Here is a 23,643-nt window from a genome sequence, read left to right as displayed (position 1 = left end):
CAGCTTATTCGCCGAACACGCGCTTGAAGATCGTGTCGACATGTTTGGTGTGATAGCCCATGTCGAATTTCTCGTTGATCGCGTCTTCGCCAAGGGCAGCAACCACATCGGCATCGGCCAGCAGCAGCTCGCGGAAATCGACGCGCTCTTCCCAGACCTTCAGGGCATTGCGCTGCACCATGGCATAAGCGTCCTCGCGGCTGACGCCCGCCTGGGTCAGGGCCAGCAGCACCCGCTGCGACATCACCAGGCCGGGGAATTTGTTCATGTTGTCCAGCATGTTCTCCGGGAACACCAGCATCTTGTCGATAACACCTGCCAGGCGGTGCAGGGCGAAATCCAGGGTCACGGTCGCATCCGGGCCGATGCCGCGCTCGACGGAGGAATGCGAGATGTCGCGCTCATGCCACAGCGCCACGTTTTCCATCGCCGGGATCACCGCCATGCGCACCAGCCGCGCCAGGCCCGTGAGGTTCTCGGTCAGCACCGGGTTCTTCTTGTGCGGCATCGCCGAGGAGCCTTTCTGACCCATCGAGAAGAACTCCGCGCCTTCCAGCACTTCGGTGCGCTGCATGTGGCGGATTTCCACAGCAATGTTCTCGATGGACGACGCGATGACGCCGAGAGTGGCAAAGAACATCGCGTGGCGGTCGCGCGGGATCACCTGGGTGGAGATCGGCTCGGGGCGCAGGCCCAGCTGCTCGCAGACGTGCTCCTCAACCGCCGGGTCGATGTTGGCAAAGGTGCCGACCGCGCCGGAGATCGCGCCGGTGGCGACTTCCCAGCGGGCCTTTTCCAGACGGTTCTTGTTGCGGTCCATCTCCGCGTAGAAACGGGCAAAGGTCAGGCCCATGGTGGTGGGCTCGGCGTGGATGCCATGGCTGCGGCCGACGCGCACGGTGTTCTTGTGCTCCAGCGCGCGTTTCTTCAGAGCCGCCAGCACCTTGTCCACACCGTCCAGCAGGATGTCCGCGGCGCGCACCAGCTGCACGTTCAGGCAGGTGTCCAGCACGTCGGAGGAAGTCATGCCCTGGTGCACAAACCGGGCTTCCTCGGAGCCCACATGCTCCGCCAGGTGGGTCAGGAAGGCGATCACGTCATGCTTGGTCACCGCCTCGATCTCGTCGATCCGGGCGACGTCGAACTCCACGTCCTTGGCTTTCCACACCGCGTCTGCGTTCTCGCGCGGGATCACGCCGAGGTTGGCCATGGCTTCGCAGGCGTGGGCCTCGATCTCGTACCAGATCTTGAACTTGGTCTCGGGCGACCAGATTGCGACCATCTCGGGGCGGGAATAGCGGGGGATCATGGGCGAAGGCACCTTTGTGTGATTGCGCAGCAGATGCCCGGCCTCTTAGATCAGGACAGGCTGGACAGCAAGGCTGGCCGGGGCGCATGAGGCAGTTTGCCCTGATGATTGCGGTATCATCCGGGGCAGTGCCGGTTTGCGCCAGCGGAGCTTGGCAGGCCCTCAGCGCTTGGGGGCGCTCCGCCGGACCTGCGGACCAAGCGGGCGCAAGGGCATCAGCGCCGCAACAGCCCCCGGCTTGCGGCGGTCAGGAATGGCCGGGAAGGCGGGGATCAGTCCCCGCGCAGATGCGACAGCAGCCGGGCGTTGCGGCAGTAGGAGGGCGCCTCGTCCAGTTCTGCCGCCTCGCGCTGCAAGCTGCTGCAGCCGTCCTGATTGCCGCAAGTGCTGCAGCGCAGGACGGCGCGCATGTATTTGCGGCCCTGCGCCTGCGGGTCTGCGGCAACGATTTCGCCATAGTCCACGCCCAGACGGCTGGCCATGCCCTGCACCAGATCGCTGCTGCGTGCGAGTTTTGCAAAAAGTCCCATGTGTCTCCTCCATAGCCCGGCCGGCGCCGGGACTGGAAACAGCATGGACGGGACCGCGCGGCGGCACTTTGATATGGCGCAAACTTCCGCGGCGGGCAGCGGCTCCCGCCTGCGCTGCGGCCTTCTGCCGAAGGCCTGCCGCAGTTGGGTCCGGCGCCGCGCTGAGCGCGGCGCCGGACCCAAGGCCGCTGGCGGTGCAGGTTTCCTGCACGGTCCGGGGGCGGGAGCAGCGCCGGAGTTTTCTGTGCTCAGGCCCCGGAATGCTCCGTGGTCTCCAGCCGGGTCACCACCCTGGCGCCGCTTTCCAGCGTCCGGTGCACCGGGCATTTGTCGGCGATTTCCAAGAGCCGGCTGCGCTGCTCTCCGCTCAAGGGGCCGCACAGGCGCACCACTCGGGTGAACTGGTCGATCTTGGCAGGCCCGGAGGGCAGGGCGTCCTGGGCATGGACCTTGTCATGGCTCACATCGACGCTGATCCCCTCCAGCGGCCAGCCCTTGCGGCGGGCATACATCCTGAGCGTCATCGAGGTGCAGGCGCCCAGGCCTGCAGCCACGAACCCATAGGGAGACATGCCACGGTTGGTGCCGCCATAGGCCAGCGGCTCGTCCGCCAGCGCGTGGTGGTAGGGGCCGGATTGCACGTCCTGCAGGAACCCGTCCGGATCCGCCTCCGTCACCCGCAGGATGCCTTCCGGCGCGCCGGGCGGCGGCGCGGGCGGGGCCATTCCGATATAGCGCCCGGCCCAGGCGGCGATGACCTCGGCGGCGTATTCCGCGTCTGCCGGCCGGGAAATCAGGTGATCGGCGTCATCCAGAGTGACAAAGCTCTTGGGGTGTTTGGCAGCGGTGAAGATGGAGGCGGCATTGTCGATGCTCACGGTCTCGTCGCGCGGCGCATGCAGCACCAGCAGCGCGGCCTTGAGTTCAGCAATCGCAGGCGCCAGCGCCTCGGCGCTGATGTCGTCGACGAATTCCTTGCCGATCACAAACGGCCGCCCGCCAAGGCACACCTCGGCGCGTCCCTTGGCCTCGATCTCCGGCAGAGCGGCTTCGAAGTGGTGGGAGACATGGCCCGGATCAAACGGTGCGGCCAGCGTCACCACCCCCTTGACCGACGGGATGCCCGCCCGCGCCCGCAGCACTGCGGCACCGCCCAGCGAATGCCCGATCAGCAGCGCCGGCGCTATGTCGCGCGCCGCGAGGTACTGCGCCGCCTTGATCAGATCCGCCACGTTGGAGCTGAAGGTGGTGTTTTCGAACTCGCCCTCGGAATGGCCAAGCCCGGTGAAATCGAATCGTAAAACCGCGATTCCCATCGCCGCCAGCCGCCCGGCAATCCGCCGCGCAGCCGGGATGTCCTTGGAGCAGGTGAAGCAATGGGCAAAAAGTGCGGTGGCCAGCACCGGCCCCTCGGGCAGGTCGAGGCGGGTAGCAAGGGTGTTTCCGGCGTGGCCGGTGAAAGTAATCCGTTCCGTGGGCATGGGCGTGGCCTTTATTGGGTGTTCCGCATAGATTGAGCGTTCGGCGGGGCCTGAACAAGGCAGCGGGACGGAACGTCACGGGAAGGTGAAGCCAGATGAGCAGCAGCGCCCTTACGGGCATCGGGTGTTACAGCCCGCAGAGCGCGCGCGACCGGGAAATGTGGCGGCGTTTGCAGGCGTTTTGCGGAACTGAACCACAAGCCTTTGGCCGCAATCCGCAAACCGGCCATGTGACCGGCTCCGCCTTCGTGCTGTCGCAGGACAGGAACAGCGTGCTGCTGACCCATCACAAGAAACTCAACCGCTGGTTCCAGATGGGCGGCCATTGCGACGACATCGCCGACGTGCGCTTTGTGGCGCTGAAGGAAGCCTATGAGGAAAGCGGGCTGGCCAGGATCAGGCCGCTGTCGGACAGGGTGTTCGACGTCGACATCCACGAAATCCCGGCCAATGCCCGCGACTGCGCGCATCTGCACTACGACGTGCGTTACCTGTTTCAGGCCGAGGCCGGAGAGATCGCCGCCAGCGGGGAATCCCACGCCTTGGCCTGGGTTCCGCTGTCCCAGCTGGCAGAAGTAACGGAGTCGCCCGGCGTGCAGGTGCTGCGCGAAAAGCTGGCGCCGTTCTTAAGCGGAGGCGCCTGACGGCGCCGCAGGCTGTCCCGGCCCCTCCTGTCGGGAGGGACCGGCGCTGCGGTATCAAGCTTCGCCCAAGAGCGCCTTGTCGAACGGGTAGCTGGTCAGGTTCTCATACCCATCCTCGGTGATCAGCACCTGGTCCTCCAGCTTGATCGAGAAGTCGCCGCCCTCGGGGGACACCAGCGCCTCGACGCACAGCACCATGCCAGGTTCCAGCGCGTAGTCGAAGGCGCCTTCGACCATTTGGTCCGGGTAAGCCACCAGCGGCCACTCGTCGCACAGGCCGACGCCGTGCATCATGCAGCCGTATTTTTGCTTCTGGAACTGCGCATCAAGGGGGTGGCAGCCGCGCGACAGCTCCTGGATGTTCACGCCGGGCTTCAGCATCTCCATGTTGTGGCGAATGTGCTCCAGCCCGTGCTGCATGGCGTAAATCATGCCGGGCCGCGGCTTTTCATCGCCGATCCACCAGCTGCGGGAGATGTCGATGCAGATCCCGTAGGAGCCGACGAGGTCGGTGTCAAAGCTGATGATCTCGTTGTTCTGGATGATGCGGGGGCCGCATTCCTGGAACCACGGGTTGGTGCGCGGGCCGGAGGCCAGAAGCCGGGTTTCGATCCACTCGCCGCCGCGGCGGATGTTTTCCGCGTGCAGCACCGCCCAGACGTCATCCTCGGAGATATTGCCGCCCGGGATCTTCTCGCGGGCGAATGTCTCCATTGCTGCCACCGCAGTTTCGCAGGCGTGATGGGCGCAGCGCATTGCCAGGATCTCGTCCGGGCCCTTCACGGCGCGGCATTTCTCGGTCAGCTCCTCACCGGGGAAGATCTCCAGCCCCTGCGCCTCAAGGGCGCGCAGGCCGTGCAGCATCACCTTATCCACCGCCAGCCGCTTGTTGCTGCCGCTGTGCTCTTCCAGCAGGATGCGCACTTCGTTCGAAAACTTGTCCGCTGCCACGTCGATCTTGTCGCCGCGGTCGAAATAGAACAGGTCGGCCCCGGCCCGCTGCTCGCGCACCAGCGGGTTGAATTCGCTAAGGAACGGCGACTGCTTGTAGTCCCACAGCACCATATAGCCGTCAGCGCAGATCAGCAGCGCGCGGAACGGGTTGTGGGTGTTCCAGAGCTGCATGTTGGTTGAGTCAGTGGCATAGCGGATGTTCAGCGGATCAAAGACCAGCAGGCCGCCATAGCCGCGGGCGTTGATGAAACGCGTCAGCCGCTCCCAGCGAAAGCTGCGCAGCGCCTGCAGGTCCGGCAACTGCAGCCCGGCCTCGGCCCATTCGGCAAAGGCCAGCTGGGTCGGGCCGATCTCGACCCGGTCATTGTCGTTCGGGGTGTTGTCGCCCAGTCTCGCGCCGCGGGTGGGATCGATCTTGCGGATGTCGCGGTAATGCTCGTTCATGCCGGGAGGTCCTTGCTGCACAGTCCTGTCCAGTGTGCCGCCGGGGGCCGCGAAAAGCGCTGCGGAAAGCGACAGGTTTTCGGGTCATTTCTGACCTGTGATGCAACGTTGCGACTGTTTCCCGCCGGTTTGGATGCTATTGCAAATGGATGACGGCGATTCTTCAGAAGACCATTCCCTACAATCCGCTGGAGGAGAAGAAGCTCCCCGGCATCCAGCCGCTCGCACCGGAGGCTTGGCTGATGGCCGATGACGCCTATGCGGGCCAGATGGCAGAGCGGGAGCGGCTGCTGGCAAGCCGGCGGGACGAGGTCTTGCAGCTGGACGCCCGCGCGATGGCGGCGGCGCAAGAGCTGCTGCACATGGCGCTGGACACGCTGGACCCCGGCGCGGGCGAGACCGCGCGGCGGCCGGATGGCGTGCGGGTTCCGGTCGATTGGGAGGACCCCTTAGGCACCCTGGGCCGTTTCGCGCAGCAGGATTTCTGCATTCTGCAAAAGCCGGACAGCGCGCCGGAGCATGTTCTGACCGGCGCGGTGCTGTGCTTTCCGGCAAGCTGGACGCTGGCGGAGAAATTCCTGCAGCCGCTCACCGGCATTCATGTGCCGGTGGACAGCTACGACGCGGGCATCGCAGCGCGGGTGCAGCGGCTGTTTGACGGGGTGCAGGCGGGGCGGCCGCTGTGGCGGTTCAACGCCTTGTGGTATCACGATCCGGCGCTGTTCCAGCCGCGCAGCCAGCTTGCGCCGCGGGACCGGCCGCACGGCAGCAGGGCCGGCTATCTGCGCAGCGAAAAGCAGGTGATTATGCGGCTGCCGCAGACCCGCGCGGTGGTGTTTGCCATTCACACACGCGTGCTTGGGCGGGCAGATGTGATGCGCCAGTGGCGCGCGCCGCAGGCCGATGGCGGAGGCCAGCTTTAGGGGAACAGCGGCCGTGCAGCCTGCACCATTCCGGCACTGTCCAGGAACAGGAACAGGGCGGCCACCAGCAGCAGGTGGCTGACAAAGCGCAGGCGGCGGCGCGGTGCCAGGATGGACGCGGACAGCGCGGAGGCCTGCAACGGACCGCCCCAGCCGCCGCCCTGAGGCCCGGCTTGCACGGTCTTGCGCATCCGGGCGCGGGCCTGCGTCGCGGCCGCATTTGCGCCCGGTCCAGCAGAGCGGTTGACGGCAGCCTGAAAGGCGCGCTCGCAATGCGCCTCCAGCGCAGTTGCCGTTTGCTCAACCGGCTTGAAACAGGCGCGTCCGCGCGGGCGGGTGCGCGGCGGCTGGACCGGACGGCTGGCAGCAGCCTCGCGCTCCGCCAGGACCGGCCCGGCCTGCTGCGGTTCAAACACGCCAAGGAACTGGTCGCAGGTCAGCGCCACGTTGGACTTAAGCCATTCAACCGAGGTGGCATCGACCACGGGCAGCGTCCGCCGTAGCATTTCGGCCAGCAGCAATTCTGCAATCTCCTGGTCGCAATGGTCTTCGTGCAGCGGGGACAGCGCCACTTCCAGCAGGCTAACAGGCTGCAGCATACCGCCGGTCAGCTTGCTGGAGCGCCGAAGCGGCACCCGGCGCAGGCGCACCGTGACAAGGTAGTTGTCGCATTGCAGCCGGACGGTATTCTCGGCGCGGGCCTCGATGGCATCTGCCGGGTGGCCGAAGTCTTCAAGCGTGTCCACCACAGCGGACACCGCAGCCGGGAGGGTTGCCGCATTCCGGCTTTCGAGCCCAAGCCTGCCCGCATATTGCACGTTCTCTGCCACCGTCCGGATCCTCCATTCAGGGTGCCGATAAAATAAGAATAAATTTGGAACGGGTTGAAAGTTGGGCGGAAATCACGGCCCGGCGGCAAAGATTGCGGATCGGGCGTTAAAAGACCCGAAACTATTTAAGTGTCTGTTATTATTTGATTTCACGTTCGCCTTGCGAAGCCGGTCGGCGGAATACGGCTCAACTGTGGCACGCGCCGGACACATTGATGCCTTAGGCCTTACAATGCCGCGGGAATCGCGGCCACTGTTCCCGGCCGCGTGCGCAACTGGCCGCTGCGGCCGCCGTGCAGGCAGGCACAGGTGCGGTGCAGGCCACTGGCGGCAGGGCTGGCGGCGGGGTACGCGGAGGGGTTGGCGGCGGGCGCTCAGCCGTCGATCTGGCGCCCCATGATCGCCAGCGACTGCTGATAAACAGTCGCGGCGTTCCATTGCTTCAGCACGGGATAGTTCGGCTCACCCGGCTGATAACCCTTGCCGGGTTTCCAGCCCTTCTGGCGCAGGTAATTGGCGGTGGAGGCCAGCGCATCGCCCATGTTGTAGAAATCCACCCGGCCGTTCCCGTCCCAGTCCTGGCCGTATTGCAAGGCATTGCCGGGCAGGAACTGGGTATGGCCGAGCTCGCCGTGCTTGGCGCCAAGGGTGGCCGGGGTAATGGCGCCCTGGTCCACCAGTTTCAGCGCCCCCAGCGCGTGCGGGCGGAAGAAATCGGAGCGGCGGCAGTCATAGGTCAGGGTCACGATGGCCGAGACCACCTGGCTGTCGCCCATGTAATTGCCAAAGGCGGTCTCCATGCCGTGAATGGCAATCAGCACCCCCGCGGGCACGCCGTACTTGCGCTCAAGCGCGGCATAGAAATCCGGGTTCCGCGCCTTGCGCTTGCGGCCCTGTGCCACAATGGTGGAAGAGCCGCGGACCTGCATGAATTTCTCCAGCGAGTACTTGAAGCTCTTCTGGTTGCGGTCGGCGGCGATGGTGCGGCGGGCGTATTGCGCATTGGCCAGCGCCTGCAGCCCCGCCTTCCGCACCCCGGCGCGCTTGGCCTCAGCGCTGAAGGCCTGTTTCCAGGTATCGAACCCGGCAGAAGTATTGCCGCAGGTCGCGGCAACGGCGGGGGAGGCAAGGAGGACGGAAATCAGGGCAGGGGCAAGCAGCCGGCGCATGAAAGATACTCTCGAAATGTGACTCGTGTCTTAGCAGCCTAGCGTGACGGCGGCCTATGTCTAACGGGAAATCCTGCCAATGGTTCCCATCCGCTCAGGAAAAAGCTGTTCCGGCGGCCAGTGCCAGCCCCGCGGCCACTGCGGTCATCGCGTTTTCCGTTTCAACACGGGCATTCGGGCACAGCAGCCGCATCTCAGCCTGCACCGGCGCCAGCAGCGACGAGCCGCCGACCATGACAATGCGGTCCACTCGCACCGCATCGATACCTGCCTGGTCCAGGGTTTCGGCTGCGCACACCCCGATTGCCCGGGTCTGGTCCGCCAGCGTTTGATTCATATCCGCGCCGGGCAGCGGCACGGACAACCCGCGTTGCAAAAGCTTGAGGTCGATGGCCGCGCTGTCTCCGGCGTCATTGGCGCGGATCTTGCCGCGCTCGACCGCAAAGGCCAATTCGTGCCCCAGTTCGTCCTCCAGCAAGGTTACCAGCCGCGCCAGCTTCTCTGGCTCCGCTGCATTGGCGGCCAGATCCTTCGCGGCCCGGCGGTTTTCGGGGCTGTACAGAAACGGGATCATCTGCCAGGTGGCCAGGTCGTTGAACAGCCGGTTCGGCGCGGGCAGGGTGCCGCCGCCGAAGGTATTGCGGATAAGGCTGCCGCGGCCCAACAGCGGCATCACATGCTGAATGCTCAGTTGCCGGTCGAAATCGGTGCCGCCCAGACGGATCCCGTGCGAAGCCAGGATGCGCGCGGCGCCGTCTGCCCCCTGCTCAAAAGCGGTGAAGTCCGAGGTGCCGCCGCCGATGTCGACAATCAGCCCCAGACCCGGCGACGGCGCAGCGGCGCGCAGCGCGGCTTCGGGCTCGTACATGAACAGCACGTCCTCGAAACCAGCTTCAAGATAGCAGGCGCGCAGATCCTTCTCCGCCTGCGCGTTGCGGCCGGGGTCGTTCGAGTGAAACCGCACCGGCCGCCCCGACAGGGCATGGGTGAACTGCATGTGCGTGGCCGCCTCGGCGCGCCGTTTCAGTTCCGCCAGAAAGCGGGCGATGATGGCGGCAAAGCTGATCCGCTCGCCGCCCAGCCGCCGCTCCTCATGCAGAAGGGAGGTGCCGAGCAGGCTCTTGAGCGCCCGCATGAAACGGCCTTCCTCGCCGCTGATCAGGGCCCGGGCGGCGCTGTGCCCGATCCGCATCTGGCGCGCGCCCTCCGCAAAGAAGACTGCGGTGGGCAGCGTCTGCTCTCCGGGTTCCATCTCCACCAGCCAGGGGCGCCCGGCAACCGCGATCCCGGCGGCGGAGTTGGAGGTTCCAAAGTCGATACCAAGAGTGTTCGGGGCAGTCATAGCGCGCTCCTGCAGGCCAAGCGGAACCGCCGCGGGTACAGCAAGTGGCAGCTTCGATCAAGGCGAATCACTCAGTCCCGGCCGCCGGGAAATTGCCACAGGGCGGATTGCCGCAGAAGGTACAACTCCTTCAAATATCAACAGTAAACCCGCCGTAAAAGTATCTTAATTCCTGAATATCACACTTTTCTTACCTGCTGCCCAGAGCAGGGTCTTTGGAGTTTGGAAGATGAGTAAAACTGATAACCAGCGCATCATCTCGAAATTTGCGCTTGATGGAGACCATCAAAAAGATCTGATGCGCGCAAGTTCCCTGCTGGCGCCTTACTTCGATGTGATCCTCGACAAGTTCTATGCCTTTGCCCAGTCCGACCGGGAAGCAAGCAAGTTCTTCACCAATGAGGAAATCCTCACCCACGCCAGAACGTCGCAAAAGCGGCATTGGGAACTGCTGCTGAGAGGCGATTTCCCGGAGGAATACTTTGCGTCGGCGGAGCGGGTCGGCGCGGTCCACTTCAAGATCCAACTGCCCTTCGAGCTTTACCTGTCCGCCTATGCCCGGGCGACCTCCCACATTCAGCAGGTTCTTGGCGACAGGTTCGGAGCCGCAGTCACCCCAGGCGGGCGGCGCAAGCTGTTTGCCATGCTGGGGGCGCTGAACCGGGTGTTCGCGATGGACACCTATTTCGTGATCGACGCCTACTTCGCGGCGCAGCGCGCGGAGCAGGACACCGCCTTTGACTATATCACGTCCGGGATTGAGCGGATGGAAGCCCGCGATCTCTCCCAGATAATCCCGGCCCCCGGCGAAAGCGACTACCCCGCGCGTTACGACGCGGTGCGGGTCACGTTCAACCGGCTGATGGGCAGCCTGGCCGGCGTGATTGGCAGCATCCAGGACTCCGCCGAGGGCCTGAACAGCACCGCCGGTGAAATCTCCGACGCTGCGCAGGAGTTGTCGCAGCGCACCGAAACCCAGGCTGCAACGCTGGAGGAGACGGCGGCGGCGGTTGAGGAAATCACCTCCAGCATGCGGTCTTCTTCGGAAGCGACCATGGAAACCAGCACCGTTGCCGCAACCGCGCAAGCCTGCGCCGAGGACGGCTTTGCGGTGGTGACCGACGCCGTGAGCAAGATGAAGGAAATCGCCGACTCGTCTGACCGGATCTCCCAGATTATCGGCGTGATTGACGATATTTCCTTCCAGACAAATCTGCTGGCGCTGAACGCCGGGGTCGAGGCCGCGCGCGCCGGCGAAGCCGGGCGCGGCTTTGCGGTTGTCGCCTCCGAAGTGCGCGGGCTGGCTCAGCGGGCCGCCGTGTCCGCCAAGGAAATCAAAGAACTGATCAACATCAGCTCAGGCCATGTGGACGAAGGCGTCTCGCTTGTCGACCGGGCCGGCGAAGTTCTGACCCGGATCGTGACCGATGTGAAACGGGTGTCGGAGCTGTCGGCGTCGGTTTCCGCCTCCACAAGCGAGCAGACCACCGGCCTGACGGAGATCAACACCGGTGTCTCGCATCTGGACGGGGTCACCCAGCAGAACGCGGCGATGGTCGAGCAGACGACGGCCGCCACGGTCACCATGCGCCAGGATGCGCAGGCACTGGCCGATCTGGTCAAGTCTTTCAAGGTTGCCCAAACAACCGCCCCGGTTAGGGCGCCCGGCGCGGAGAGAGGCGGCAGCCTGCGCCTGGCCGGCTGACGCGCTGAACCGCCTCTGCCCGCAGGTTAAAACAGAAAAAAGGCGCCGCGAAGGGCGCCTTTTCCTTTGGATTTCAAGATTTTAGCAGCTGTAGTACATGCCGAACTCAACCGGGTGCGGGGTGTGCTCGTACTTGTGGACCTCTTCCATCTTCAGCGCGATGTAGCCGTCGATCTGGTCTTTGGTGAACACATCGCCCTGCAGCAGGAAGTCGTGGTCGGCGGCCAGCGCGTCAACCGCTTCGCGCAGCGAGCCGCAGACGGTCGGGATGCCTTCCAGCTCCTCGGCCGGCAGGTCGTACAGGTTCTTGTCCATGGCTTCGCCCGGATCGATCTTGTTGCGGATGCCGTCCAGGCCGGCCATCAGCAGCGCGGCAAAGCACAGGTAGGGGTTTGCGCTCGGATCGGGGAAACGGGCCTCGACGCGCTTCGCTTTCGGGCTTTCGGTCCACGGGATCCGGACGCAGCCGGAGCGGTTGCGGGCGGAGTAGGCGCGCAGAACCGGGGCCTCGAAGCCCGGGATCAGGCGCTTGTAGGAGTTGGTGCCCGGGTTGGTGAAGGCGTTCAGGGTCTTGGCGTGCTTCAGGATGCCGCCGATGAAATACAGCGCTTCCTGGGACAGGTCGGCGTATTTGTCGCCTGCAAACAGCGGCTTGCCGTCTTTCCAGATCGACATGTTCACGTGCATGCCGGAGCCGTTGTCGCCATAGATCGGCTTCGGCATGAAGGTTGCCGACTTGCCATAGGCGTGCGCCACGTTGTGGATCACATATTTGTACTTCTGGATCTCGTCGGCCTGTTTGGTCAGGCTGTCGAAGATTAGGCCCAGCTCGTGCTGGCAGGACGCAACCTCGTGGTGGTGCTTGTCCACTTTCATGCCCAGACGCTTCATGGTCGACAGCATTTCGGACCGCAGGTCCTGCGCTTCGTCGGTCGGGTTGACCGGGAAGTAGCCGCCCTTCAGGCCCGGGCGGTGGCCCATGTTGCCCATTTCGAACTCGGCGTCGGTGTTCCAGGAGCCGTCGGTTGCGTCAACTTCGTAGGACACCTTGTTGATGGTGTTGGAGTAACGCACGTCGTCAAACAGGAAGAATTCCGCTTCCGGGCCCATATAGGCCACGTCGCCGATGCCGGAGGACTTGAGGTAAGCCTCGGCTTTCTGGGCGGTGCCGCGCGGGTCGCGCTCATAGGCTTCGCCGGTGTCCGGCTCAACGATGGAGCAGTGCAGGCACAGGGTTTTTTCCGCATAGAACGGGTCGATGTAAGCGGACTCGGTGTCCGCCATCAGTTTCATGTCGGAGTTTTCGATCGACTTCCAGCCGGCGATCGACGAGCCGTCGAACATGAAGCCTTCTTCCAGGAAGTCTTCGTCGACCAGGTCCACGTCCACGGTCACGTGCTGCAGCTTGCCGCGCACATCGGTGAAGCGGATGTCGACATAGGCGACGTCCTCGTCCTTAAGTGTCTTGAGAACTGCGTCTACGCTCATTCCCTCGGTCCTTTTTTTGCAGAGATGTAAGGATTTTCGTTGGTGTCTTAGAGTGCGTCCGGGCCGGTCTCGCCGGTACGGATGCGGATCGCTTGCTCGACGGGCGAGACAAAGATCTTGCCGTCGCCGATCTTGTCAGTCTTGGCGGCATCGACGATGGCCTCGATCGCCTGGTCGACCTGATCGTCGTCCAGCACAACCTCGACCTTCACCTTGGGCAGGAAGTCGACCACATATTCGGCGCCGCGGTACAGCTCGGTGTGGCCCTTCTGGCGGCCGAAGCCCTTGACCTCGATCACGGAGAGGCCCTGGACGCCAACGTCCTGCAACGCTTCCTTCACCTCATCCAGTTTAAAAGGCTTGATGATGGCTTCGATCTTTTTCATCGGCTTAGGCTCCTCGCAAGCTTGTTGGGGATGTCATTTCACTTCTAAATGAGGGCAGCAATGCGCTCTTGGGCCGCTGCGGCAATTGCGGGCAGGATTTGATCGTAGCTGCCTAAAAATTAAGCGCTGCGCCTGCAAATTGCGCAGAATTGAATCGGGGAAGGGCAAAACATGACCGAACTGCTGACCGCAGCCCAGATGCGGGCGATTGAGCAGACCGCCATCGAGTCCGGGGAAGTCACCGGGCTGGAACTGATGGAACGGGCCGGGCAGGGGGTGGTCGAGGCCATCTTCGAGGAATGGCCGGAACTCGCGGATGAGCGGGGGCCGGCCCCCGCACCCCCGGAGTATTTGGGGAAAGATGAAATGCCGCGCCGGGTGGTGGTCCTGTGCGGGCCTGGCAACAATGGCGGCGACGGATTTGTGGTGGCGCGGCTGCTGAAAGAGCGCGGCTGGGCGGTGGAGGTGTTCCTTTATGGAGACCCGGAGAAGCTGCCGCCGGATGCGAAGGTGAATTATGAGCGGTGGCGGGAGTTGGGCGGCGTTGTTCAACTGACAGAAAAAGCTGTCGCGCAAGGTCAGCGTCCGGTGCTGCTGGTTGATGCAATGTTTGGAACCGGCCTGACTCGGGCGATACCTCTTGAACTGGCCAATGCATACCATGCAGTTGAGGGGCGGGATGTGGGATGCAGACACCCCTGGCGAGTTCCGTATCATCGTGTCGCGGTGGACTGCCCGTCTGGCATGGACAGCGACAGCGGCGAGTTTCTTATCCCTGACTTGCCCGTGGATTCCGGTGATGAAGAACGCGATGCTGAGATCAAGTCCAAATGGTGGCTTGAGGATGCATCTAAGCGGTTTCTGCAATCCGATCTGGTTGTAACCTTCCATCGGCGGAAGGTCTGCCACGGACTGCATGAAGGGCTTCGGAGGGAGCGGTTAGTTGATATCGGGCTAGGCCAGGAAGACCGGCACCCGTCGCATCTAAAGATAGCAAGAAGCGCGGATTTGGCTACCCAGCTTTCGTTTGATATACCAAACGGGCGTTCAAAGCGGATGTGGCCTGGCTACGATTTGAATAAGTCTTCTCGGCTAGGCGGCCACAAATACAGCCACGGCCACGCCCTCGTCCTCTCCGGCGGTCACGGCAAAACCGGAGCAGCGCGCCTTGCCGCCCGCGGCGCCCTGCGGATCGGGGCGGGGCTGGTTACTGTCGGCTCACCGCGCTCGGCGATGTTTGAGAACGCTGCCAACCTGAACGCCATCATGCTGCGCCAGATCGACGGGGCGCATGGGCTTGCGGAACTGCTGGAAGACGACCGCCTCAGCGCTCTCTGCCTTGGGCCGGGCATGGGCCGCGGCGCGGACACTCAGGCAATGGTCTTTGCGGCGCTGAAGGAACAGCGGCCAACCGTTCTGGACGCTGATGCGCTCACCCGGTTTGAGCTGAAGCCGGAGGCGCTGTTCGAGGCCCTGCACGAAAACTGCGTGATCACCCCGCATGGCGGCGAATTTTCCAGGCTGTTTCCGGACTTGGCTGAAAAACTGAAGGCGCCCGCGACCACTGGGCCGGCCTATTCCAAGGTCGACGCCACCCGCGAAGCGGCCAAACGCGCGGGCTGCGTGGTGCTGTTCAAGGGGCCGGATACGGTGATCGCCGCGCCGGACGGGCGCTGCTCTGTGAACTCCGCTCATTACGAGCGGTCCGCGCCCTGGCTGGCCACCGCCGGGTCGGGGGATGTGCTGGCGGGCTTTATCACCGGGCTGCTGGCGCGCGGGTTTTCCCCGATGCAGGCGTCCGAGACCGCCGCCTATATCCATGTCGAATGCGCGCTGGAATTCGGCCCCGGCCTGATTGCCGAGGACCTGCCGGAGCAGATCCCCGCAGTCTTCCGTAAACTGGGGCTTTAAGGATCAGGCCGCCGGGCGCAGGTCCTCTTGCGGCGCGGCGGCCGCGGCCAGCTCCAGACCGCCTGCGTAGATCACATGCGGGCGGGAGAACTCCAGCACCGTCAGATCCATCATCTGCAGGCCGAGGTCGCGGATGAACTCGCCGTCCACCAGCTCATAGGCCGGCACCACCGCCTGCGGCTGGCCGAACATCGCCTTGGTGCGCCAGTCGCGCACCAGAATGCGCTGGTCCCACGGCACGGTGAGGCCGCCTTCGCCCCCGGTATCGCCCAGAGAACCGGCAGCAATGCAGACCGCCTGCAGCATCGCGCGGCGGCTGCGGACGGCCTCGACCCGGGCCATGCCCTGGGTGCGGGTGATCAGGCTGTCGCCTGCCGTGATGTCTTCTGCTGCGCGCTCCCCCTCGCGGGTCAGCACAGCGGTGCCGCGCAAGAGGCTGATGTTCTGGCTGCCCTGAAACAGCCGCCGGGGCTGTGCCTGCCCGCGCATCGCCAATTGCGCGCGCAGGGCCGCATTTCCAAACGGTTTCATGTTGTTGCTCGCTTTGTCTGCCTCAGACTTTTTCTGCCAAACTACGGCACAACCGGATTCCAGGCCCAGCCTTATTGCGCAAAAACCCGCTCATCGTTGCGATATTCCGCATGGATTGTTGCTGTTTTGCACAACGGCCGCGGCGGCGCGATTTCCGCTCGCATCCGCCGCCAAGCTTTGCTATTCAGCGCGTCACACGAGGGGCAGACCTTTGTGCCGTGCGGGTGTGGCGGAATTGGTAGACGCACCAGATTTAGGTTCTGGCGCCGCAAGGCGTGGGGGTTCAAGTCCCTTCACCCGCACCAATAGACCAAGGAATAATTATGTATTTCATTTGGTTAGTTGGGGTGTTGGAAGTTTAGCCCACCCCCTAGTCCCCCTTTTTAGTTCCGCCTGATGCGCCAGGAGATCTGAACCCCAAACGCCCTCCGTCTGCGGGAGGGCCATCGGGGGGGGTGCACTGCGCGCTCTTTTTCGGTCCTGACCATTTGTGAGTAGCTCAATGGTTCACAAATCAAGACAGCTCCAATAAGCGTCCAAACGTTTCAAAGTGGCACAGATGGCCGGTGCCGAATGTGCCTACGAACCGACATTAAGATTGTTTGGGAAAATTGCTGTTTCGTCCGCAGCGCAACCCCGGAGCGGCCATTGATATAGAGCAGGCGGCGCTGAATACTGCAGGTGGATTTATCGGGGGCGCCTTCCCGGGAAGCGGACGCTCGGTGACGCTAGATAGCTTCTACTTATGCTGTAGATCGCTCCGACGGCAGCAACGCGCAGGAAGTGCCCCTTGAAAACTCGACAGTTTGACACAAACAGCCGAGGATTTCTGCTGTGGCGCAACCCGCCGTTCCTGCCGTTTGTTGCAACTGCGAGGTTCTGGAACCGGTGAACTCACACAGTGCGCAACAAAACCGTCGTTGCTCTTCTAGGTGTTTGCCTGGTGATTTCCGCTTAGATCTGACCCGGGACAGGCGAAAGTTTTCATTGAGAATTGGCCCATGTGTGACCGTGCCCCTGGCTTTTATCGGCAGGGGTTATTGGAGTGATCGACATGGCTGACGTGCTCCCCTGAAAAGTCCGCGATTTGAAGTTAGCCTGTTCTCCAAGCGAGGAGACAGCCTGTCCGATGGCCGCCGTTTCCGGGTGCTATGCGTCATAGACGACTTCAGCCGGGAATGCCTGGCCGCGGTCGTGGACACCTCACTCTCCGGCCAGCGGGTTGCCCGTGAGCTCGATAATATCGCCCGAACGCGTGGCTATCCCTGCATGGTGGTCAGCGATAATGGGACCGAACTGACGTCGAATGCCATTCTGAAATGGCAGGAAGACCGGAAGGTCGAGTGGCACTACATCGCGCCAGGCAAGCCCATGCAGAACGGCTTCGTGGAAAGCTTCAATGGCCGCCTCCGGGACGAGTGCCTGAACGAGCACTTGTTCGCCAACCTGCGCCACGCCCGAGAGCTGATCGCGGCTTGGCGTGACGATTACAATCACCATCGCCCGCATACGAGCCTCGACGGGCTCACCCCGTGGGAGTATCACCAACGGTCAGTAGAGGACCAAACCCTGAACAGGGCGAACTAATAACCGCGGACTCTGCGGGGAGCACGTCACCGGCTGTGCCTTCCTGGGGCGTTTGCCTGCCTCCTTGGGTACCGAACAGAGAACCCGTCACTTAACCTAAAATTATTTTTTGTCCGTTAGCCAGTTTCTCATAGGGGCAAAGCCTCGCAGACATTGTTTTGGAGAAGCTGCAGAATGCACTTTGAGTCACATAATCAGCCGGATACCGCTCAGAAAGACCGGCGTTTGGTAACGGTATTCTGCGCCGTTTGGCATCAGCAGCCTGACAAGCTGGAGCTTTTGCGCTCGCATTGGGAGAATTTGAAGTCCCAGTCCATTCCGGTTGAACCTTGCTACATCTTCGACAATGGCGACCAGGCGCCGGATTGGCTTGAAGCGCCTTGGCATTCCTTTTCAAAACCGCTCACCATTTATGAAGCCTGGGCAGCAGGCGTGGCGTTGGCCGGAACCAGATATGCCATGAATCTAAACATGGATGACCGGCTAGCAACCAATGCTGTGCAGGAACTGTCAAAGAAGGCAGTGGAGACAAGGTCCGCGCTTGTGGGCGGGGACTGGCTGATCTGTTTCGACAAGGATCATCTGACGCAGGAATTCCCGGTAACGGGTTATGACGGCACCTGCTTTGTGCCGGCCTGGCCGCCCCGGCCTTGCGAAGGGTTGCGGCTAGGCAGCGGATCCGGTGAACGCGGCACCTATGGTGCTGCAACGATGTGGGACCTCGAAATCATCGGAAAATGGTACCCGACCTATTTCGGAAACGGTGAGCCGATCCTGTCGATCGGAGATGCGATTTTCTGGAATCTTCTGCAAGGGAAGGGGCTGAAAATGACCCGCCTGCGCAAGGTGATCGGGCGGTACTATTCCGATCCGAATGCACAGGCCGAATTCCGCCCGCACAAGGACAATGAACTTATCAAATCGCAAGGTTTGAGCACGCGCTCCTTTGCAAATGCCGTGCTGAGCGGGGATTTCTCCTGGTATGGCAAGGCAGAGGCTTTTGCGAAGAAGCCGCCGCTGAACAAAATCGAGCAAAAAAGCGCGGCTCTTGAGGCCAAGTACCGCAAGATCTTTGGCCTGCCTGAGCAGGCCGTGGCCGCAGAGTAAGCATGACAGAGAGAATCTATATCACGGGCAGCGGCGGGATCGTTGGTCGGCATGCCTTGAGGGCGCTGGCTGAGTTGGCGCCGCAGGCAGAAATGATCCGCAACACGGCTGATCTGACGAGCCTTTCCGCCGCAGCAGCGGCGGTCAAGGAAGCGGGGCCGCTGGATCTGGTCATTCATCTGGCAGCGATGGTTCCGGTGGCTGAAGTGAAAGCAGATCCAGCCCGGGCCTATGCGGTGAACGCCGGCGGCACCATGAACCTTCTGGCGGCGCTTGCAGGATCATCGGCTCGGCTGCTGCTGTGTTCGTCAAGCCATGTCTATTCCAGCCAGTATGCGCCGATTTGCGAGACCGCCGATACCAAACCGGTTTCCCTCTATGGTCAGAGCAAACTGATGGCGGAGCATGCTGCTCGGGATATCTGCGCGGCCTCCGGGCGCTCGTTGTGCATCGCCCGGCTGTTCTCGATCCATGATCCGGAGCAGACAGGCAGCTACCTGCGGCCATCGCTGGAAAGGCGTTTTGCCGGGGTGGATCCTGAGGAAGAGTTCGAGCTGTACGGCGCAGAAGGACTGCGCGACTTTCTGACGGCAGAAGAGGCGGCCCGCTATCTCGTGCGGCTGGCGCTTTCGGACGCGGAGGGTGTGGTCAATGTTGCCTCCGGCAGGCCTGTCACGGTGGCCGGATTTGCCCAGTCCCTATCCCCGTTTCCGCTGAAAATCAAACCCTTGGGTGAAAGCACAAATCTGGTGGCCGATGTTTCGCGCCTGCAGGAATTACTTGGAGAATGCAATGTCTGAACAGATTTCCATTGTCATCCCGACATTCAACCGGGCGGAGATGCTGCTTAAGGCCATCGATAGCGCCCTGGCACAGACCCATCCCTGCGAGGTGATCGTGGTGGATCACGGTTCGACCGACAGCACGCCTGAGGTAGCTGCCGAGTACGGGGACAAGATCACCTATGTCCGCCGCGACCGCGATTTCGGTCCGCATTTCTGCTGGCTGGAGGGCATCCTGCATGCTTCCGGTGAATATGTGCATCTGCAATATGACGATGACTGGATCCACCCGACCTTTATCGAGAAATGCGCAAAGCTGCTGACCAGTGATGTGGGATTTGCCTTCACCGGGGCCGAGGTTGTGGAGGACGGAACCGGCAGGCAAATGATGACGCAGTTCCTGGACTGGCTTCCGGATACGGGGGTGTTCGAAAACCGCCTGGCCGAGGAAAAAATCGTCGGCTCGTTGATTTCCCCCGGTGCGGCAGTCTTTCGCCGGCAGGTGCTGATCGATGCTCTTTATCAGGGCCGCTTGCCGCTCCAGTCCAGTGAGTATCACGGCGTCGGACCGGATATTTTTGCGTCGCTTCTATCGATGCTGCGTTACCCGAAGGTCGGATTCGTTAAAGAGCCGCTGGCCAGTTTCCGGGCGCATGACGGCAGCATCACGATCGATGCCTTCAAAGACAAGCAGAAGCAGGCCGACATTGCAGCGGCCTATAATGAAGTGCGTCATCACTACATCGAATTGAAGGCCATGCAGGCTGTGCGGGGTGCGCGCGCATGAACATGCTTGCTCCGAAACCGGTCACCCTGGCGGAAGATACGATCTCGCAGGCTGAGCTGGAAGCAACTGCGGAATGGATGCTGGCAGGCAACCGGCTGACCAAGGACGCCCTGACAGTGGAGTTTGAACGCGAATTTGCGGACTGGATGGGCTGCGGGCACGCGGTCTTTGTCAACTCGGGCTCCTCGGCGAACCTGCTGATGATCTATGCCGCCAAGGAGGCGGGCCGCTTGCGCAACAACAAGGTGATTGCCCCGGCTGTAAGCTGGGTCACGACGGTGTCGCCGCTGATGCAGCTCGGCTTTGACGTTCGCCTTTGCGATTGCGACCCTGACAATCTGGGCCTTGATCTCAACCACCTCGAAGAGCTGTGCCGGACTGAGGCGCCGTCGATGCTGATCCTTGTGCATGTGCTGGGTCACGCAAATCACTTGAAGGAAATTCAGGAGATTTGCGACCGCTACGGCATCCTGCTGCTGGAGGACAGCTGCGAAGCGCTGGGCTCCACTTACGGAGACCGCAAACTGGGCTGCCACGGAGCGGCGGGCAGTTTCTCATTCTACTACGGCCACCACATTTCGACTATCGAGGGCGGAATGGTGGTGACCGACGATGCGGAACTGCACCAGGTGATGCTGTCGCTGCGCTCACATGGCTGGAGCAGGGACCTTGATCCGCAGCGGCGCGAGCGGCTGAAAAGCCAGCACAAGATTGATGAGTTCCGCAATTTCTACACGTTCTACCATGCGGGCTTCAATCTGCGCTCCACCGACCTGCAGGCCTTCATCGGGCGGATGCAGCTGAAGAAGCTGGATGACATCTGCACCGTCCGGGCGCGCAACTTTGACTGCTACGCGGAGGCGCTGACCGGCTACTATCAGCAGCGAAGCGAGACCGGGCTGCTGTCCTCTTTTGCTTACGGCACGCTGGTCGAGAACCGGATGGAGGTTTTCGAGACACTGAAGGCCCACCGGATTGAGTGCCGCCCGCTGATCTGCGGCAATATTGCCCGCCATCCCTTCTGGGTGCGGGAATACGGCGAGCAGACGCTGCCCAATGCGGATCTGGTGCATGATTACGGCATCTACCTGCCGAACCATCATAACCTGGACCGTGCTGATGCCGCCAGGGTTGCCGAGGTCTTTACTTCGGTCGCCCGGCCCAAGGACATGGACACGGCCTCCATCTGACAGCTACCTGGTTTGGGCGGATCCTCCCGCTGCCCGGCCGACAACAGAACACGGCGGAAACACGCGATGAAAAGAGCACTGATTACAGGCGTAACCGGACAAGACGGATCCTATCTGGCGGAGCTTTTGCTGGAAAAAGGCTATGAGGTGCATGGCATCAAGCGGCGCGCCTCCTCGTTCAACACCCAGAGGGTGGATCATATCTACCAGGACCCGCATGCGGATCACGCCCGCTTCAAGCTGCACTACGGCGACCTGACCGACACGTCGAACCTGACCCGCATCATGCGCGAGGTCGAGCCGGATGAAGTTTACAACCTGGGAGCACAATCTCATGTCGCGGTCTCCTTTGAAGCACCGGAATACACGGCGGATGTGGATGCGATCGGAACTTTGCGCCTGCTGGAGGCTATCCGCTTCCTCGGGCTGGAAAACAAGACCCGTTTCTACCAGGCGTCGACGTCTGAGCTATATGGCCTTGTGCAGGAAACGCCGCAGCGCGAAACCACGCCTTTCTATCCCCGCTCTCCCTATGCGGTGGCCAAGCTTTACTCCTACTGGATCACGGTCAACTACCGTGAGGCCTATGGTATGTATGCCTGCAACGGCATCCTGTTTAACCACGAGAGCCCGCGCCGCGGCGAGACCTTTGTGACCCGCAAGATTACCCGCGGACTGGCCAATATCGCCCAGGGCCTGGAACCCTGCCTGTACATGGGCAATATCAATGCGCTGCGCGATTGGGGTCATGCGCGGGACTATGTGCGGATGCAATGGATGATGCTGCAGCAACAGCAGGCGGATGACTTCGTCATCGCCACCGGTGTGCAGTACACGGTGCGGCAGTTCATTCAGTGGGCGGCAGCGGAACTGGGCATCATGCTGGAGTTTTCTGGCAGCGGCTTCGACGAGGTGGCCGTGGTCGCCGCAGTCGAAGGGGGTAAGGCGCCCGCCCTCAAGCCAGGTGATGTGGTTATGCGGATCGATCCTCGCTATTTCCGCCCTGCGGAAGTGGAAACGCTGCTTGGCGATCCGACGAAGGCCAAGGAAAAGCTGGGCTGGGTGCCGGAAATCACGGTACAGGAGATGTGCGCGGAAATGATTGCCGAAGACCTGCATACCGCCCGCCGCCACGCGCTGCTCAAGGAGCACGGCTACGATTTGCCGGTCTCGCTGGAGGACTGAACGTATGAAAATATTTGTGGCCGGACACCGCGGCATGGTCGGCAGCGCTATCCTGCGCCAGCTTGCCGCGCGCCGGGCCACCGGGGAAGAGCTGGAGCTGCTGACCCGCAGCTCTGCCGAACTGGATCTGACAAACCAGGCCGCTGTGCAGCAATTCCTGCAGGCTGAGCGGCCTGACCAGGTCATTCTGGCGGCAGCCCGGGTCGGGGGAATTCATGCCAACAGCACCTATCCCGCACAATTCATCTACGAAAACCTGATGATTCAGTGCAATGTGATCCACGCCGCCTTTGAGGCCGGGGTGCAGAAGCTGCTGCAGTTGGGGTCATCCTGCATCTACCCGCGCGACGCGGAAACGCCGATCCGCGAGGAGCAGCTTTTGTCCGGCCCGCTGGAAGCCACCAATGAGCCCTATGCCATTGCCAAGATCGCAGGCATCAAGCTGTGCGAGAGCTATAACCGCCAGTACGGCACCGACTACCGTTCAGTGATGCCGACGAACCTGTACGGGCCGGGGGACAATTTCCACCCGGAAAACTCGCATGTTCTGCCCGCGCTGATCCGCCGGTTTGACGAGGCTGTGCGGGCAGGGGAGGCGGAAGTTGTCATCTGGGGCAGCGGAGCGCCGCGCCGGGAGTTCCTGCATGTGGATGACATGGCTGCCGCATCGCTCTTTGTGATGGATCTGGCGCCGGAGGATTACAAGCGGGAGACAACCCCGATGCTGTCGCATATCAACGTGGGAACAGGGCGGGACATGACCATTCGGGAACTGGCGGAATCCATTGCACGCGTCACCGGTTTCCGCGGGCGGCTGGCCTTCGATACTTCCCGGCCCGATGGCACCATGCAGAAACTGATGGATGTGTCGCGGCTTTCCCGTCTGGGCTGGGAGGCTTCGGTATCGCTCGAAGAGGGGATCGCCAGAACCTACAACTGGTTTTTGCAGCAGGATCTGGCCATCCTGCGAAATAAATAGGAAAGACCAAGAGGCAGAGACATGACGATTATCACCCCAATCCTTTTGTGCGGCGGTTCGGGCACCCGGCTGTGGCCGCTGTCGCGCAAAAGCTACGCCAAGCAGTTCGTGCCTCTGGCCGGTGATACCACGGCATTGTGGTATAACTCCCTCTTGAGGTCTGACTACCCCTTTCCCCTCCGAATTTAGGCGACGCGGATGATCTTGGCAGTGCCGAGTGCGTTGAAGCGGTTGATGAGTGCGATGCGGAAGTGGATTTCGGCGGTTTGGCGGTCGGGGTCTTTTGCGGCAATGCGCTCGAAGACGTGTTGGCCGTCGGTATCAATCACGCAGACGGCGACAGTCCGCAGTGACACGTCCAAACCCACAAAGTAATCCA

Annotated in this window: 20 protein-coding genes, 1 tRNA gene and 3 pseudogenes; 13 read left to right on the top strand and 11 right to left on the bottom strand. The window is 62.4% G+C overall.

Features of this window, described 5'->3' with window-relative positions:
- Positions 1-4 precede the first annotated feature (4 nt).
- The 3 genes from purB to PHA8399_RS15885 form a co-directional block, all read right to left on the bottom strand.
- On the bottom strand, positions 5-1,309 hold the full coding sequence (purB, locus tag PHA8399_RS15895; RefSeq protein ID WP_058287079.1) for an adenylosuccinate lyase: 1,305 nt from the start codon (positions 1,307-1,309) through the stop codon (positions 5-7).
- A gap of 272 nt (positions 1,310-1,581) precedes the next feature.
- Positions 1,582-1,839 carry a DUF6455 family protein gene (locus PHA8399_RS15890; protein WP_058287078.1) on the bottom strand — a complete coding sequence of 86 codons (258 nt, stop codon included), beginning with the start codon at positions 1,837-1,839 and terminating at the stop codon, positions 1,582-1,584.
- 248 nt (positions 1,840-2,087) lie between these two features.
- The gene (locus tag PHA8399_RS15885; RefSeq protein WP_058287077.1) at positions 2,088-3,320 is read right to left on the bottom strand and encodes a bifunctional alpha/beta hydrolase/OsmC family protein; all 1,233 of its coding nucleotides are present in this window, start codon (positions 3,318-3,320) and stop codon (positions 2,088-2,090) included.
- 95 nt (positions 3,321-3,415) lie between these two features.
- Here PHA8399_RS15885 and PHA8399_RS15880 point away from each other — a divergent pair, with 95 nt between their 5' ends.
- Entirely contained in the window at positions 3,416-3,964 is a 549-nt protein-coding gene (locus tag PHA8399_RS15880; protein WP_058287076.1) for an NUDIX hydrolase, read from the top strand.
- Between the two features lie 54 nt (positions 3,965-4,018).
- On the opposite strand, the gene dddP is transcribed toward PHA8399_RS15880, so the two are convergent.
- Positions 4,019-5,362, bottom strand: coding sequence for a dimethylsulfonioproprionate lyase DddP (dddP, locus tag PHA8399_RS15875; RefSeq protein ID WP_058287075.1), 1,344 nt, complete (start codon positions 5,360-5,362; stop codon positions 4,019-4,021).
- Positions 5,363-5,511: 149 nt separating this feature from the next.
- Between dddP and PHA8399_RS15870 the strand changes: the two genes are divergently transcribed.
- Positions 5,512-6,285: a heme-dependent oxidative N-demethylase family protein gene (locus PHA8399_RS15870; protein WP_058287074.1), complete on the top strand. Its 774-nt coding sequence runs from the start codon at positions 5,512-5,514 to the stop codon at positions 6,283-6,285.
- On the opposite strand, the gene PHA8399_RS15865 is transcribed toward PHA8399_RS15870, so the two are convergent.
- The 3 genes from PHA8399_RS15865 to PHA8399_RS15855 all read right to left on the bottom strand — a co-directional run bounded on the left by PHA8399_RS15865 (position 6,282) and on the right by PHA8399_RS15855 (position 9,626).
- A complete protein-coding gene (locus PHA8399_RS15865) occupies positions 6,282-7,115 on the bottom strand; it encodes a hypothetical protein (RefSeq protein ID WP_058287073.1) in 834 nt (277 codons plus the stop codon). The two genes, PHA8399_RS15870 and PHA8399_RS15865, sit on opposite strands and share 4 nt — an antisense overlap.
- A 374-nt stretch (positions 7,116-7,489) precedes the next feature.
- On the bottom strand, positions 7,490-8,284 hold the full coding sequence (locus tag PHA8399_RS15860) for a lytic murein transglycosylase (protein WP_058287072.1): 795 nt from the start codon (positions 8,282-8,284) through the stop codon (positions 7,490-7,492).
- Between the two features lie 94 nt (positions 8,285-8,378).
- Positions 8,379-9,626, bottom strand: a complete 1,248-nt coding sequence (locus PHA8399_RS15855) for an Hsp70 family protein (protein WP_058287071.1) — start codon at positions 9,624-9,626, stop codon at positions 8,379-8,381.
- 229 nt (positions 9,627-9,855) lie between these two features.
- On the opposite strand from PHA8399_RS15855, the gene PHA8399_RS15850 reads away from it, so the two are divergent.
- On the top strand, positions 9,856-11,331 hold the full coding sequence (locus PHA8399_RS15850; RefSeq protein ID WP_058287070.1) for a globin-coupled sensor protein: 1,476 nt from the start codon (positions 9,856-9,858) through the stop codon (positions 11,329-11,331).
- 81 nt (positions 11,332-11,412) lie between these two features.
- Here PHA8399_RS15850 and glnA read toward each other — a convergent pair whose 3' ends face one another.
- Together glnA and PHA8399_RS15840 are read right to left on the bottom strand one after the other, a co-directional pair.
- Complete coding sequence (gene glnA, locus PHA8399_RS15845) at positions 11,413-12,819, bottom strand: type I glutamate--ammonia ligase (protein ID WP_058287069.1); 1,407 nt, start codon at positions 12,817-12,819, stop codon at positions 11,413-11,415.
- A 47-nt stretch (positions 12,820-12,866) separates the two neighbouring features.
- The gene (locus PHA8399_RS15840; RefSeq protein WP_008554830.1) at positions 12,867-13,205 is read right to left on the bottom strand and encodes a P-II family nitrogen regulator; all 339 of its coding nucleotides are present in this window, start codon (positions 13,203-13,205) and stop codon (positions 12,867-12,869) included.
- 171 nt (positions 13,206-13,376) lie between these two features.
- Between PHA8399_RS15840 and PHA8399_RS15835 the strand changes: the two genes are divergently transcribed.
- Positions 13,377-15,116, top strand: a complete 1,740-nt coding sequence (locus PHA8399_RS15835) for a bifunctional ADP-dependent NAD(P)H-hydrate dehydratase/NAD(P)H-hydrate epimerase (protein WP_058287068.1) — start codon at positions 13,377-13,379, stop codon at positions 15,114-15,116.
- A 3-nt stretch (positions 15,117-15,119) separates the two neighbouring features.
- On the opposite strand, the gene PHA8399_RS15830 is transcribed toward PHA8399_RS15835, so the two are convergent.
- Positions 15,120-15,647, bottom strand: coding sequence for a Hint domain-containing protein (locus PHA8399_RS15830; RefSeq protein ID WP_058287067.1), 528 nt, complete (start codon positions 15,645-15,647; stop codon positions 15,120-15,122).
- A 220-nt stretch (positions 15,648-15,867) separates the two neighbouring features.
- Here PHA8399_RS15830 and PHA8399_RS15825 point away from each other — a divergent pair.
- The 9 genes and pseudogenes from PHA8399_RS15825 to PHA8399_RS22025 form a co-directional block, all read left to right on the top strand.
- Positions 15,868-15,952 (top strand) — tRNA-Leu (locus PHA8399_RS15825).
- 811 nt (positions 15,953-16,763) lie between these two features.
- A pseudogene (locus PHA8399_RS15820) lies at positions 16,764-17,234 on the top strand (integrase core domain-containing protein); the annotation flags it as partial.
- Between the two features lie 174 nt (positions 17,235-17,408).
- Complete coding sequence (locus PHA8399_RS15815) at positions 17,409-18,341, top strand: hypothetical protein (protein WP_058287066.1); 933 nt, start codon at positions 17,409-17,411, stop codon at positions 18,339-18,341.
- A 2-nt stretch (positions 18,342-18,343) separates the two neighbouring features.
- A complete protein-coding gene (locus tag PHA8399_RS15810; protein WP_058287065.1) occupies positions 18,344-19,141 on the top strand; it encodes an NAD-dependent epimerase/dehydratase family protein in 798 nt (265 codons plus the stop codon).
- Positions 19,134-19,910, top strand: a complete 777-nt coding sequence (locus tag PHA8399_RS15805; RefSeq protein ID WP_058287064.1) for a glycosyltransferase family 2 protein — start codon at positions 19,134-19,136, stop codon at positions 19,908-19,910. The genes PHA8399_RS15810 and PHA8399_RS15805 overlap by 8 nt, the downstream gene beginning before the upstream one ends.
- On the top strand, positions 19,907-21,100 hold the full coding sequence (locus PHA8399_RS15800) for a DegT/DnrJ/EryC1/StrS family aminotransferase (RefSeq protein ID WP_058287063.1): 1,194 nt from the start codon (positions 19,907-19,909) through the stop codon (positions 21,098-21,100). The genes PHA8399_RS15805 and PHA8399_RS15800 overlap by 4 nt, the downstream gene beginning before the upstream one ends.
- 66 nt (positions 21,101-21,166) lie before the next feature.
- On the top strand, positions 21,167-22,285 hold the full coding sequence (gene gmd / locus PHA8399_RS15795) for a GDP-mannose 4,6-dehydratase (protein WP_027245725.1): 1,119 nt from the start codon (positions 21,167-21,169) through the stop codon (positions 22,283-22,285).
- 4 nt (positions 22,286-22,289) lie between these two features.
- Entirely contained in the window at positions 22,290-23,264 is a 975-nt protein-coding gene (fcl, locus tag PHA8399_RS15790) for a GDP-L-fucose synthase (protein WP_058287062.1), read from the top strand.
- Between the two features lie 21 nt (positions 23,265-23,285).
- Positions 23,286-23,396, top strand: a pseudogene (locus PHA8399_RS22025) (sugar phosphate nucleotidyltransferase); the annotation flags it as partial.
- Positions 23,397-23,449: 53 nt separating this feature from the next.
- Here PHA8399_RS22025 and PHA8399_RS22720 read toward each other — a convergent pair.
- A pseudogene (locus PHA8399_RS22720) lies at positions 23,450-23,563 on the bottom strand (IS5/IS1182 family transposase); the annotation flags it as partial.
- Positions 23,564-23,643 lie beyond the last annotated feature (80 nt).

Origin of the sequence: Leisingera aquaemixtae (assembly GCF_001458395.1) — a bacterium.
GTDB classification, from domain to species: Bacteria; Pseudomonadota; Alphaproteobacteria; order Rhodobacterales; family Rhodobacteraceae; genus Leisingera; species Leisingera aquaemixtae.
The sequence above is the reverse complement of the archived record's forward strand: the minus strand, read 5'-3'. Positions and strand labels throughout refer to the sequence as shown.